Annotated in this window: 10 protein-coding genes; 2 read left to right on the forward strand and 8 right to left on the reverse strand. The window is 43.6% G+C overall.

Annotated elements, in window-relative coordinates; translation table 11 throughout:
- Positions 1-36: 36 nt before the first annotated feature.
- On the forward strand, positions 37-2,136 hold the full coding sequence (locus tag JOD45_RS05420; RefSeq protein ID WP_205002856.1) for a DNA topoisomerase III: 2,100 nt from the start codon (positions 37-39) through the stop codon (positions 2,134-2,136).
- Positions 2,137-2,290: 154 nt separating this feature from the next.
- Entirely contained in the window at positions 2,291-3,514 is a 1,224-nt protein-coding gene (locus JOD45_RS05425; protein WP_205003003.1) for a DUF819 family protein, read from the forward strand.
- Here JOD45_RS05425 and JOD45_RS05430 read toward each other — a convergent pair.
- The 8 genes from JOD45_RS05430 to aroA all read right to left on the reverse strand — a co-directional run bounded on the left by JOD45_RS05430 (position 3,511) and on the right by aroA (position 13,558).
- Positions 3,511-4,452, reverse strand: coding sequence for a hypothetical protein (locus JOD45_RS05430; protein ID WP_205002857.1), 942 nt, complete (start codon positions 4,450-4,452; stop codon positions 3,511-3,513). The two genes, JOD45_RS05425 and JOD45_RS05430, sit on opposite strands and share 4 nt — an antisense overlap.
- A gap of 242 nt (positions 4,453-4,694) precedes the next feature.
- Complete coding sequence (locus tag JOD45_RS05435; protein ID WP_205002858.1) at positions 4,695-5,996, reverse strand: ammonium transporter; 1,302 nt, start codon at positions 5,994-5,996, stop codon at positions 4,695-4,697.
- A complete protein-coding gene (locus JOD45_RS05440) occupies positions 5,993-6,406 on the reverse strand; it encodes a hypothetical protein (RefSeq protein ID WP_205002859.1) in 414 nt (137 codons plus the stop codon). The genes JOD45_RS05435 and JOD45_RS05440 overlap by 4 nt, the downstream gene beginning before the upstream one ends.
- Positions 6,407-6,614: 208 nt before the next feature.
- Positions 6,615-7,403 carry an SDR family oxidoreductase gene (locus JOD45_RS05445; protein ID WP_205002860.1) on the reverse strand — a complete coding sequence of 263 codons (789 nt, stop codon included), beginning with the start codon at positions 7,401-7,403 and terminating at the stop codon, positions 6,615-6,617.
- 16 nt (positions 7,404-7,419) lie between these two features.
- Complete coding sequence (locus tag JOD45_RS05450) at positions 7,420-9,441, reverse strand: oxidoreductase (protein ID WP_205002861.1); 2,022 nt, start codon at positions 9,439-9,441, stop codon at positions 7,420-7,422.
- Positions 9,442-9,453: 12 nt separating this feature from the next.
- Positions 9,454-10,581, reverse strand: a complete 1,128-nt coding sequence (locus JOD45_RS05455; RefSeq protein ID WP_205002862.1) for an acyl-CoA dehydrogenase family protein — start codon at positions 10,579-10,581, stop codon at positions 9,454-9,456.
- Positions 10,582-10,646: 65 nt separating this feature from the next.
- A complete protein-coding gene (locus JOD45_RS05460; protein WP_239549101.1) occupies positions 10,647-12,233 on the reverse strand; it encodes an AMP-binding protein in 1,587 nt (528 codons plus the stop codon).
- A complete protein-coding gene (gene aroA / locus JOD45_RS05465; RefSeq protein WP_205002863.1) occupies positions 12,227-13,558 on the reverse strand; it encodes a 3-phosphoshikimate 1-carboxyvinyltransferase in 1,332 nt (443 codons plus the stop codon). The genes JOD45_RS05460 and aroA overlap by 7 nt, the downstream gene beginning before the upstream one ends.
- Positions 13,559-13,770 lie beyond the last annotated feature (212 nt).

Below are 13,770 nucleotides of genomic sequence, written 5' to 3' on the forward strand. Positions count from 1 at the left end.
AATAGACATTTGGAACTTGAAAGGAAGTCATCCTCAATGAAATCACTTGTACTTGCTGAAAAGCCCAGCGTCGCACGTGATATTGCGCGTGTCCTCGGCTGTAAGCAAATCAATAAAAATTTTATAGAAGGCCCGAAATATATCGTTACATGGGCACTTGGGCATCTTGTTGAATTAAAAATGCCCGAAGACTACGATAAGCAATATAGGACATGGCGTCTGGAAGATCTGCCGATTATTCCTAAGCACATGGGGCTTAAAACAATTCGCAAGACGAGCCATCAATTTAAAGCCATTGAAAGACTGTCCAAACGAAAAGATCTTAAAGACCTCGTAATTGCAACCGATGCGGGACGAGAAGGTGAACTTGTCGCCCGGTGGATTATAGAAAGGATTCATTGGAAAAAACCGATTAAGCGCCTTTGGATTTCTTCGCAGACCGACCGGGCGATCCGCGATGGTTTCAAGCAGCTGAAACCCGCCAAACAGTACGATAATCTTTATCAATCCGCTGTGTGCCGCGCTGAAGCTGACTGGTTGATCGGCTTAAATGTGACAAGGGCGCTGACGACAAAATACGATGATCCATTGTCTGCCGGAAGGGTGCAAACACCAACGTTATCCATGATTTTAGAAAGGGAAAAAGACATTCAATCTTTTAAACCGCAAGAATACTGGACCATAACGGCCAAGTTCGGCCCGCTTCAAACCGCTTGGGAACGAAATGGAGAAAAGCGGATCTTTGACCAGAAGAAAGCACAAGCCATTCACGATAAGATCCAATCAGAGCAAAAAGGAACGATTAAGGATATTCATAGAAAAGAAAAAAACGAGCAGCAGCCTTTGCCGTATGATTTAACAGAATTACAGCGCGATGCTAACAGACGCTTCGGTTTCTCTGCCAAAAAAACATTAAATACACTGCAGCGCCTTTACGAGCATTATAAACTCGTGACTTATCCGCGGACAGATTCCCGCTATTTAACCCGAGACATGGAACAAACCATGGCGGACAGGCTCAAAGCGCTCTCGTCAGCCTATAAAGCTGAAGTTCAGCCTATTTTAAAGCAAAAAGGAAAAGTCGCCGCTAAGAAAGTCTTCAATGATGCAAAAGTCACAGATCACCATGCCATCATCCCTACGGACGAAACACCGTTTATCGGAGATCTGACAAACGACGAACGGAAACTGTACGATATCATCGTTCGCCGCTTCTTGGCATTGTTCTATCCGCCATATCAATACGCGAGCATTCAAGTGACGATTGGCGCTGAAGGAGAAACGTTTGTTGCACGTGAAACAGTCGTTCTGGACAAGGGATTTAAAGCTATTACAGGCAAAGATGAAGAGAAAGCCGCAAACGAACAGCTTAACCATCTCAAAAAAGGCCAAGCCCTTGCAATTAAAGATTTAATGCTCGATAAAAGATTAACAGAACCGCCGAACCGATACACAGAAGCAGATTTGCTCTCCCGCATGGAAAAATACGGCCTCGGCACACCGGCAACACGCGCGGATATTATAGAAAAATTATTATCATCTCAAGCTGTTGACCGGAACAACGGACGGCTGTTTCCTACACCGAAGGGAAAACAGCTGATTGACCTTGTCAACGATGAACTTAAATCACCTGAACTTACCGCCCGCTGGGAAAGACAGCTGGAGGACATCGCCCGCGGCAAAGGGAATGCCAAGGCCTTCCTAGGAAATATCCGTAAGCAAACTAAGCTGCTCGTCTCAGAAATTAAAGCAAGCAATAAATCATACCGGGCCCACAACTTAACCGGTTCAAAATGTCCGGAATGCGGTTCACTTATGAAAGAAATTAAAGGCAAAGACGGCAGAATTCTCGTCTGCTCAAACCGGGAATGCGGCCACCGCAAACGGAAAGACCCGAAATTATCGAACCGCCGCTGCCCGCAATGCCATAAACGCATGGAAATTCATAAAGGAGATGCCGGCCTTTACTTTCAATGCAGAAACTGCAACATCGTCGAAAAAGCTGACAAACAGAAACGAACAGTCACAAAACGCGAAGAACGCCAGCTTCTCAAAAAATACAGCAAACAAAATGATTCGTTTGCGAACAACAGTCTTGCGGATGCCTTAAAATCGGCGCTTAAAGAAAAAAATTAGACATACACTGCAGGTCTTTTAGCCTGCAGTGTTTTCTTTTTTATCATCTATCTCTTATAGACCTTTTGACTAGTAAGATTTTAAAGGAGTTTTGTCTTCTGGCATCGTAAATATTCAATACATTATTATCACAACAAAGGAAGAGGTGAAAGGATTGGCCCACACATTAATTAAGCCTGATGATACATGGACCCTCTGGGCATTTCTTGCCGGTTGGGCTGCGGTCAGCATCTATCTTGAACAACGGTATAAATGGGCCGCAAAAGTGACGGGCGCTATTATTGCTTTGCTTGGATCACTCATTCTTTCTAACTTGAAAATCATTCCGACTGATGCCCCCGCCTATGACACGGTGTGGAATGATGTTGTCCCGCTGGCTATTCCGATGTTATTATTTCAAGCCAACATTAAAAAGATATGGAATGAGAGCGGAAAAATGCTCATTATCTTCTTAATCAGTTCTGTTGGTACAGTTGTCGGCGTTTTCCTTGGATTTATAGCATTAAAATCTTACATTCCTGATCTTGATAAAATCGCAGCAATGGAAACAGGATCATACATCGGCGGCGGGGTAAATTTCGCGGCGCTGGCCGCAAAATTTCATACACCCGGAGACATGGTATCTTCTGCGGTCGTTGCCGATAATCTTATGATGGCCATATATTTCTTTATGCTTATCGCCATCCCCGCACTGTCTTTTTTCAGAAAGCATTTCCGGACACCGTATATTGATGAATTGGAGAAAAACCCGCCAAAAGAAAAGGAAACACATGCGGCTTCTTATTGGAAACGGAAAAATATTTCACTAAAAGATATAGCTTTTACAGCTGGAAGCGCGTTTGTCCTAGTCGCCGTGTCTTTTAAACTGGCAGACTTGTTCCATAAACTTATTCCTTCCGGTGAACATGTTAACTTCTTTTTTAATTTGTTAAACGGATTAATTGGCGACCATTACCTGATGTTGACAACCATCACCGTTCTTGCGGCAACCATCTTCCACCGCTTTTTTGATAACTTAAACGGCTCGCAAGAACTCGGGACATACCTCATCTATATTTTCTTTGTCGTTATCGGTGTTCCCGCCTCAGTGCCATTATTGATTAAAAACGCACCTCTATTATTAGTTTTTGTATTTATCATTATTATCGGGAACCTTTTGATCACTTTTATTTTTGGGAAGCTGTTTAAGTTCAGCCTGGAAGAAATGATTCTTGCCAGCAACGCCAATGCCGGAGGACCGACAACGGCGGCTGCCATGGCTGTCGCCAAAGGGTGGACAGAACTGATTGTGCCAATCCTGTTAGTCGGAACACTCGGTTATATAATTGGCAATTATGCAGGTTCCGCAATGGGAAATTTACTTCAAAGTATGTTTTAAGATCCCTTTCCTTCTAAGGGATCTTTATTATCCTCTTGCTTTTTTCGCTCAGAAACGAAATCCCTTTTCATTTTCCCGATGATCTTAAACTGGTCTGTTTCAACTAAGTCTGGATGATCGAACGCATATTCATATTTCTTAAGCTTCTCGTTCACCATACAATGAAAAGAATAATCCCAGCGCAGCTTATGAATAAAATGCTCTCTTGAACCGTCGAAACCGGTCTTCCCTTTCAGCCAGTTAAGGATATCTGCCTCCCAAGCGCCAGGAAGCGGAGATGTGCCCGGAATATCTTTAAACCTTATCATATCTCCGTTAACTTTTAAGGCACGCGGATGATAATACCCGTATACTGCTTCAAAGCGTTCTCCATTTTGAAGAATGCATTTCCTGCTGCGGTGTTCCCGAATTCCGTATCCGCCTTCAGTGCTGTTCATATGATCAAATTGATTTTGATCGACAAGCGTAAGCCAGATTTCTGTTTCAGTGCCGGAAACTGGTGCAATAATAGCCGGAAGAGCTCCATAAGGCGCCAAAAATGAACCAAAGACAATATCCGAATCTTTCATGGCTGCCCGAAAGCAGATGGTGAGATCACTCATATCCGGCGTTAACCCAAATTTATAAGCTAATTGCGCAAGACAAACATTAGAGCCATATCCGAGCAGAGGGATTCGATCAGTGATCGGCGCTGCGTTTTCCTTTTTCAAAAAATCTTTCACCGCCATTTTCTCTCCGCTTGCAAAAGCAAGCGATCCAAGCAAATCATTCCGTTCGGAAATATGGATGATGCAGTCTTCAACAGCCGTTCCATATGTTTCTTCAATCTTATGAGCTTTGCCTTTATAAAAAATAAACGATGATACCGGGCGCGGGCCGGGATAAATATCCGGATGGTCATAAGGGCTTAAATCAAACGGTTTTGATTTTCTGAACATTTAGGGCCTCCAAAAAAGATTTTCTTGCTTTCATCTATTTCATCATGCTTCTGAAGTTAAACAAAGGCTCACTCATATTTTTAAAAAAACATAACCCATTTTATTAAAAATATTCAAGCTTATTAATCGTTAATGCCTTTGAATATCATTCCGAAAGGCTGTCATTCTTTAATTTTTATTTCATCCTCAACTTCAATTTAAATAACCGCTGCCGGATGAGACAATGGTTATTTCACAACCGTTCATTCGTCCGGCTGCGGATTAGACTTCATCTTCATTTCTTCCATTTTGGTATAGCGATTTTCATAATTAATAAAATCATGTTCCTTGTAAGCAGCTATTATACCGTGATAGCTGATATCTAAACCTACCTCCTCTTCCTCTGGCGCTGACCGGACAGGCATCCATAATTGGATTATTTTTAAACTTAACCATGTACAGGCTAATCCCCAGAAGCTTAATACAACAATCCCCAGAATTTGAATGAATAACAAATGCCAGCCGCCTCCAGAAAAAAGTCCGCCGTCTGAGGCAAATAAACCGACTGCAATCGTTCCCCATATACCGGAAACGGCATGAACTGGGAAGGCGCCTACAGGGTCATCAATGCGCCTCGCTTCAAGCCAATTGGCTGCGAACATCATAAGCAGTCCAGAAACTGCTCCAATGAAAATAGCCGCTTGGCTGCTGACAAAAGCACACCCGGCTGTTATCCCAACTAAGCCTGCTAAAGAACCGTTAATAACCGACGGCGCATCCGCCCGATGATAACGAAATAAAGTATAGATCAACGTTGCTGCTCCGCCGGCAGCTGCAGATAGCATAGTAGCGACAGCAATATGGCCAATCCGGCCGTCCGTTGCAGTTAATGTGCTCCCAGCGTTAAAGCCGAACCAGCCAAACCATAATATGAATGCCCCGACGGAAGCGAGAGGCAGATTGCTCGGTAAAGCAACGGCCGCTGTACCATTCGGCCCCAATTTTCCTTTGCGTGGACCGATAAAAATAGCAGCAGCAAGTGCTGAAAAACCTCCTAAGGTATGGATAATTGCAGAACCAGCGAAATCTTGCATCCCCAACTTTCCGAGCCAGCCATTTCCCCATACCCAATGCCCGGCTATTGGGTAGATAAGGGCTGTCATAAAAACAACAAAAAGTAAATAAGCTCGAAAATGGATGCGTTCTGCCACGGCACCCGAGACAATTGAAATAACCGCAATAACAAATGCCGCTTGGAACAGCCAAAATGTGTCCAAAGAGATATGGAGATTTAAATGAGAGGGATGACTTGTCAACATAAATCCATTCGTGCCGATCAATCCGAATTTATCATTCCCGTACATAAGAGCAAACCCGATAAAATAATAGCAGAGGGTTCCAATTGTAATGTCTGCAAAAACTTTCATAATAATGTTGACATTGTTTTTATGTCTGACAAAACCTGCCTCGAGAAGCGCAAAGCCTCCCTCCATAAGCAAAATCATTGCAGCGGTTAACACAACCCAGATAGTATCCAAACCAGCGCCGACAGCATGAATAGTCATGACAGCTGATCCCCCGTTTCCTGCATTATTTTTAATTGTTCGACAATTGAAGCCGGCAAAACAATCTCTTCCTGAAACGAGCCGTTTTCTAAATGACGAAGCGCTTCGTCTATTTTTGCAATGAATTGCCTTAATTTATCTATCTTTCTTAGCCGTTCTTTCACATGAACAAGATATTCAACTGCCTGGTGATGGCTGGGAGGGCGGGCTGCAAATAACTTCCGGAGCGGTGATAAGGACTGGTATAGAGCTTCTTTCGCTCTTTTGTCTTTTTCGTATTTATAAATTTTTTCCTTGACTTCAGTTATCTCTGCTTCCTTTTTCTGTTTCAGAGATTGAAGCATATGAACCAATTCTTCGGATGACACATGGAAAATTTTGTTTTGATACAACTCATCTACAATACCCATGTCATATCTCCTTACATATAACGTTATATTTTTTACAATTATATGAGTTATTGAATTTTTAGTCAATACAGATACTTTCTTTTCTTTATTAAAAGTCAAAAAACTCCTGAAACCATCCGGGCCAATAAATGTGATTAACAAGATGTTTGAAAAAAAGGAAGCAGCCATAAAAGCCCCCTATGAACCATTCATAGGGAGCTTTCAACGATTAAAATTCACTTCCAGGCGGATAATGGTTATTGATTGTCAGTCCGCCGTCAATTTTAATGACTTGTCCGGTAATGAAGCATGCAGCATCGCTTGCCAGGAATAAGGACAGATTGGAGACATCTTCAGGTTGTGTCAGTCTTCCAAGCGGTGTTTTATAGATGACGCCTTCTTTGTATTTCCTAAAGCGATCGCCGGCATAGAAAGTTAAAGAATCGGTTTCAACGACACCAGGAGAAACGCAGTTAGCCGTAATGCCTTTTGGGCCTAATTCTCTTGCAAAATAGCGAGTCAGCGATTCAAGGGCCGCTTTGGCGGAACCGATATTAGCATAACGCGGCAGCGCAAATTCGCTGCCCATGCTTGAGCATGTGATAATGCGTCCGGCGCGGCCTTCCATTAACGGTACAGAACGCTGCACCGCTTGAAGCGTGCTATTGACCACCACTTGGTACGTTTTTTCAATATGATAATCTTTAATATCCAAAAGATCCTTGAAAGCTGTCGCTGCTGCATTAGCAATAAAGATATCAAGCGCGCCCCATTGCCTTTCAACATGATCGAACATCGCATCGATCTCTTCGCGGGAATCAAGATCAGCTTTAAAAATAAGCGCTTGTCTGCCTAATTGACGGATTTCTTCAGCAGTTTCTTCAGCCGCCCGGCCTTCTCTGCGATAATGAATGAGAACATCAGCGCCTTCTTCAGCAAACTTAAGGGCAGTGGCTCGTCCGATCCCCCGTGAGCTGCCAGTGATTAGTGCTTTTTTTCCTTTTAAAGTTTCACCCATTCATTTTTCTTCCTTTCTAATAAGTTGTCGCTTCTGATTGACAGCCATAGAATAGATCATATGCTTGGCGAATGGCTCTGGCTGCATTTAGATTCCTAGCATCTAAACTGCCGCCGATCACTTCAACTGGAACTTGACCTTTTAAATGGTCATAAAGTGCTTTGTCAGCAGTTTGTCCTGCACAAATGATAACTTGGTCAGCCTTAAGAAACCGTTCTTCCTCATCATTGCGAACCCAAACACCGTCTTGACTAATTTCCCGGCATTCAAAACCTTTTAAAATATGAACACCTAAACGCCTCAATTCAGAAAGGAGAACCCAACGCGTCGTTGGTCCGACCCCTTTTGCGATTCTCTTCGATCTAGAGATGATTGTAACATCTTTGTGATGAGGAAAATCTATCTTAACGCCATATTCTCCGAAAAAGCTCTTAACATCAGCTGGTATATCATTAGCTTGAGCAATAAGGCTGGCAAGGTCGCAGCCGATGCCGCCGCCGCCGACAATCGCGATTTTTTTCCCTAATGCCACTTTGCCGGATAAAACGTCTGAGTATGTCGCGACATGAGGCAGATTTGCACCCTTTATCTGCTTAGGGATGTACGGCTTAACGCCAGTGGCGATGATGACCTTATCGAAAGCTTTCAACTCTTCAACAGCAGGTTTGGCTGATCGTTTGATAGTGACGTTTAGTCGGTCGAGTGATATTTTATAAAATCTAATCGTTTCAAGAAACTTGTCCTTGCCTGGAATTTGCGAAGCCAGCAAAAAATGGCCGCCCAATTGCTCTCTCGCCTCAAAAAGTGCCACATGATGCCCCTGTTCAGCCGCCGCTTTGGCTGCAGCCAAGCCGGCAATGCCGCCGCCTACAACCGCAATGTATCGTTCCTGACGATGGCGGCTTTTTTCCTTCTCTTTTATTTTCCATTCCCATTCGTGTCCTGTCCGCGGGTTTACAAGGCAGCCAACCGGAAGAAGAGGGTTTCCTAATGTATGATCTAGGCATACTTGGTTACAGGAAATGCACAAATTCAATCCTTCACGATCGCCCTTCTGCGCTTTTAATGCAAAGGATGCATCGGCAAGCCATGGTCTCGCCGGCGCAACAAAATCCATCAGCTCCTGTTTCAGCATATTTTCAGCAACCTCCGGTGTATGGATGCGATTGGCGCCGATCACAGGAACATCTACTGCTCGCCGAATGTCGGAAACAACATAGGCAAAGGCGCCTGCTGGAACGGTCGCTGCAACAGTTGGAATCCGCGATTCATGCCAGCCGACGCCGACATTAAGAGCATCCACGCCGAGGTCGGCAAGCCGCCGGGCAAACTCAATTGTTTCCTCACGTGTTGTGCTTCCCTCCATATAGTCGTCTCCTGATATCCGATAAATAACAGGATAATCGCCGCCCGCTTGATCACGAATCCCCGCCGCAATGTCGAGCGGAAACTTCATTCTTTTATTAAGATCGCCGCCATATTCATCAGTCCGCCGGTTTGTCACCGGCGATAAAAATTGGTTAAGCAAATAGCCTTCAGAACCCATAATTTCGATGGCGTCAAAACCGGCAGATTTCGCGAATATCGCGCCTTCAATAAAAGCGTCCCTAACTTTCTCAATGCCCTTTACCGATAGTTCAACAGGGGTTTCCTTGGTTATCCTTGATATGATCGGACTGGGCGCAACTGGTTCTAAGCCGGTTTCAGAGCTTTTAGCGTAGCGGCCTTGATGCTGAAGCTGCAAAGCTATTTTTCCGCCCGATTGATGGACTGCTTCTGCCAACTCTTTCAGTTGATCGCGGTGGTCTTGTTCTGTTAAACAAAACATGTGATCACCGCCTCCTTCAGGAAGGACGGCAACACCGCCTGTGATAATAAGCGCCGCACCGCCTTTTACTCTCTCGATGTAAAAAGCTTTCAGCTGATTGAGTTGATTCCTGTCGCCTTCAATCCCGAGATGCATGGCGCCCATCAGTATGCGATGATCTAACGTCATTGATCCAATGGTTCCTTTTTGAAAAAGCAAAGAAATGGACATATCATTCACCCTTCAGCCCAAAAAATGTTTGGCGATAACAACTTTTTGTGTTTCGGCAGTACCCTCTTCAAACCACTGCATGCGGGCATCACGATAAATTCGTTCTATTTCGCTGCCTTTGAAATATCCGATGCCGCCAAATATTTGCAATGCCTTATCGGTGACCCGTTTCAGCATTTCAACGCTATAAAATTTTGCCATAGATGCTTTAGCCGGGACCAGGGCTCCCTGGTCTTGGAGATGCCCGGCATTTTTGCACAACAGGCGGGCCGCTTCAATATCAGCAGCCATTTCAGCAATGTGAGATTGAATAAGCTGCCGTTTGCTTAAAGGTTTGCCAAATGTTACACGTTCATTGGCTCTATTAACCGCCAGATCGAAAGCGCGCTGAGCAAGTCCGACACAGGTCATCGCTACGGAAATGCGGCTCGGATCCAAAAAGCCGTTAAGGGCGGCAATCAAACCTTGTCCAGGCTTACCGAGCAAATTTTCAGAAGGCACCCGGGCATCTTTTAAAATTAAATGCGCATGTCCGGTTCCTGTTTGCCCCATCGTTGGCGGCATCAGCTTAATATCTAGCCCCGGCGCATGCCTCGGCACCATTAGAGCAAGGGTCCCGTCATAACCGGTTGTTCCTTCAAGACGGGCAAAAAGCAAAAAATAATCAGCAATATCGCCAAATGAGATCATCCACTTCTCGCCATTGATAATATACTCGGACCCTTCCCGGCGTACGGTTGTTTTAATATCGGCTCCGGAACCGCTGTTTGGTTCTGTCAATGTGAAAGTTGCTAAAATATCACCTGCAATAAGCGGTTTTACAAATCTTTCTTTCTGTTCCTCATTTACAATCGGCAAAAACGGCCGCCAAATGCCGTTGCTGACATGAATAATCACTCTAATTGATCCATGTGACTGTGCAAATAATTCAATAATCTCAAGATATTTAGAAAAGGAAAGACTTCGGCCCCCTAATGATTCCGGTGCCGTCAAATTAAGATAACCCCGTTCTCTTAATGCGTTCCAAACCTCTTTCCCGCATCGGCCGGTTTCCTCTATTTTTTTGGACATTTCTTGCAGAGGACCGTTAATGTATGCTTTTATTTCATCTTTTAATTGTTGAAACGTTTTATCGTCCATGAAGCATCCCCCTGCCTTAGCTTAATCATTAATTTTTTCAAGCCTGACCTTTTTGTTATGTTCAATCAGCTTTTGATTTGAAGTTTATCTGCAATCATTTCCCTTAAAATATATTTCTGAACTTTGCCTGTGATCGTCCGCGGCAATTCATCAATTAACTCCAGATGTTCCGGCCAGTAGATTTTTGCAACATTCTTGGAATCCAGATAGGATGTTATATCTTCCAATGAAAAATCCGTTTTCTTATTAAGGGTCACATAAGCGCAAATCCGTTCGCCTAGACGAGGATCAGGCATGCCGACGATCGCTGCGTCTTTAATATTTTCATGCTGGTATAATAAGTTTTCTATTTCTGCAACTGGAATTTTTTCACCGCCGCGGTTAACAATGTCCTTAACACGGCCCGTAATTTTTAAATAGCCGTCCTCATCCATAACAGCTAAGTCGCCTGTCATAAAAAAGCCGTTTTCGTCAATTGATTCTTCATACCAATCGTGATGGTCTAAGTAAGTTTTGAACATCGCCGGCGTTTTGACGCGGTACATGCCTTCGATCCCGGCAGGAACCTCATTGCCTTCTTCATCGGTTACCTTCATTTCCATGCCTTCAATAACTTTGCCATCGGTGCCCCAAATCCTTTCATCATCACTGTAAGGCGAATTGACGCTGACAAGGCAGGTTTCGGTTGAACCCCATCCGCCGACGACTTTGCACTCTAAGGCTGCCGTTGCATCATGAGCAAGCTGTCTCGGAACGGCTGAACCCGTCGCAACAAAAATTCTCAATCCTTTTGGCGGATGAGGATCCCGAGAAATATCTGCTAAGAACGGCATAGCCGCTTGAACAAAGGTTGCCCCATGTTCTTCAATGGCAGCGCGCGCTGTTTTGACATCCCATTTGGGTTGAAGGACTTGTTTCGCGCCGAGATTGAGGGCAGCAATCATACCGTACAAAAATCCCGTTTGGTGTGCGAGCGGCGATGGAACCCAAATAATGTCGTTTTCTGTTAAGCCTAATGCTTTTCTATGAGCTTCAACGGCAAAACTTAATGAACCGTGAGTTTGAATAACACCCTTGGGTTCGCCAGTCGTACCTGAAGTGAAGAGCAGCTGGGCGTTGGTTTCTGATTTCGGCATGCGCTTATCAATGTCCTCTAAATGGGGTTCATTTACCGCTAGTCCGCCTAAGCAATTTTTTATATCATATGGATCTCTAGATTTAATCACAACCTTGGATTCTAGATAAGGAAGATCACCTGAAAGACGGTCAATCATCGTTTCATATTGAAAGCGGCGAAACGCCTCAGGGAAAATCAAAATTCTGCTTTTTGATTTTTTCATAATAAAGGAAACTTCATGGTCGCGAAGCGCTGGCAAAATTGGACAAGCGGTTGCGCCAATTTTCCAAATCGCCAATGTTGCAACGATAAATTCCCACCAGTTTGGCAAAATATAAGCTACAAATTCTCCCGGTCTTATTCCTTTTTCAATAAGTCCTTGAGCCGTACGATTTGCCAGATCCTCTAACTGGCCGTAAGTCAACTTTATCGGCGTTTCAAAACTGAGATCAACAATAGCTTCTTTGCCTGGCTCAACTTTGTCTAATTGTTTTAAAAACATCTGCTGATTGTCCAAATTGTACGGTTTTACCATACGGAAACAGTCTCCTTAACTTGTTTTCTATCACTTTCAATTTTCATAGATAAACCTAATTGTTTCATATGTTCCAAGAATTCAGGATAAGAAATTTTGAAAGCATTAGGGAAAGTCAAATCACTGACTCCCTTAGCTCGTGTAGCAGCTAAAGCAAAGGCCATCTCGACCCGATGATCATTATAAGTAGATATTGGTGCCGCTTTTAAAGATTCTGTCCCGTTAATGATTAAATGATCGCCTTCTTCTTTTATATCCGCCCCCATTTTGTTTAGCTGGAGCATCGCTTTAACACGATCAGATTCTTTAAATCTTCCCGGACCGACGTTCCTTAATACTGTTTTTCCTTTAGAAAGTGATGCCAGCACACACATAGCCGGAATTAAATCCGGAATGTCTTTCATATCAATGTCAAGGCCGGCAGTCGTCCGAATGCCATCGTGCTTAATATGTATGCAATCATTTTCACGATCAATGCCAACCGGCAAGCCCATCTTTTGTACAATCTCCAAAATTCTACCTTCAGGATGGGAGCCTGCTTGAGAAATACCTTCTAATGTTAAGTCGGAAGGATGAAGAGCTGCCAAAACAAATAAAAAGGCGGCTGATGAAAGATCAGGCTCTATTGTCATTTGACAAGGCTGATAAGATTGCTTAGCAGGGACAGTCCACATCCGGCCATTTTCATGTTCGATCACTTTAATGCCAAATTGGCTTAACATATGAATGGTCAAATGAATGTACGTCTTTTCGTTTAAAGGAGGTATGGCTTCGATGATAGTATCCTCAGCAGCAAAAGGCGCCAAAATTAATAAGCCGGAAATCCATTGGCTTAATGTCCCTTTAATTTTTATATGACCGCCTTTTGGCAGCCCGGGATATACAGTTACCGGTAAACGCCCGTTATCCGATTCGAGTTTTACGCCCATATCTGACAAGGCATCGAGCAGCGGACCCATCGGCCTTGCTTTTAATGCTTTATGCCCGTCATAAACCGCGGGTCTTTCTTTTGATAAAGATCCTAGACCAATTAAAAATTGTGAAGTTGTCCCGGAACTGCCGACACGAACAATGTCATTTTTTGGAGCATACTGTCCCCCTTCGACAACATAACCGTCTTTTGTTTTACTTATGTTAATCCCTAAGTCTTTTAAAGAGTTAAGAGAATCTTTGATATGCAAAGCACCCGATTGACCTGTAATGCGTGTCTTCCCTTCAGCTAATGAACCGAAAATTAATGCGCGGTGGAGATGGTATTTTGATGCTGGTACACGGACAACACCGTTAATCTTTCCTTGGAATGTTTTTACTTTCAATCTTCCCATTGAGTAAAACCCCCATGCGTAATAATGATAAAGATTTATATTTATTCATATTGTCCGTACTTCCTATTGATGAGCGCCAACCTGCAGAAGCCAAAACTATGGAAGATGAAGAGCAAAAGACAATGAAACTCATTTATTAAAAAATACAAAAATGGGAAATAGAATAATAAGTTTAATTTATATGACAGTAAAAATTTTTATATCGTCCAAGC

Origin of the sequence: Scopulibacillus daqui (genome assembly GCF_016908855.1) — a bacterium.
Lineage (GTDB): Bacteria > Bacillota > Bacilli > Bacillales > Sporolactobacillaceae > Scopulibacillus_A > Scopulibacillus_A daqui.

What these genes read in the sequence shown, in the direction of transcription:
- JOD45_RS05450 (WP_205002861.1), bottom strand. Translation starts at nt 9,441, where the DNA reads ATGTCCATTTCTTTGCTTTTTCAAAAAGGAACCATTGGATCAATGACG.
- JOD45_RS05445 (WP_205002860.1), bottom strand. Translation starts at nt 7,403, where the DNA reads ATGGGTGAAACTTTAAAAGGAAAAAAAGCACTAATCACTGGCAGCTCA.
- JOD45_RS05440 (WP_205002859.1), bottom strand. Translation starts at nt 6,406, where the DNA reads ATGGGTATTGTAGATGAGTTGTATCAAAACAAAATTTTCCATGTGTCA.
- JOD45_RS05430 (WP_205002857.1), bottom strand. Translation starts at nt 4,452, where the DNA reads ATGTTCAGAAAATCAAAACCGTTTGATTTAAGCCCTTATGACCATCCG.
- JOD45_RS05455 (WP_205002862.1), bottom strand. Translation starts at nt 10,581, where the DNA reads ATGGACGATAAAACGTTTCAACAATTAAAAGATGAAATAAAAGCATAC.
- JOD45_RS05420 (WP_205002856.1), top strand. Translation starts at nt 37, where the DNA reads ATGAAATCACTTGTACTTGCTGAAAAGCCCAGCGTCGCACGTGATATT.
- JOD45_RS05435 (WP_205002858.1), bottom strand. Translation starts at nt 5,996, where the DNA reads ATGACTATTCATGCTGTCGGCGCTGGTTTGGATACTATCTGGGTTGTG.
- aroA (WP_205002863.1), bottom strand. Translation starts at nt 13,558, where the DNA reads ATGGGAAGATTGAAAGTAAAAACATTCCAAGGAAAGATTAACGGTGTT.
- JOD45_RS05460 (WP_239549101.1), bottom strand. Translation starts at nt 12,233, where the DNA reads ATGGTAAAACCGTACAATTTGGACAATCAGCAGATGTTTTTAAAACAA.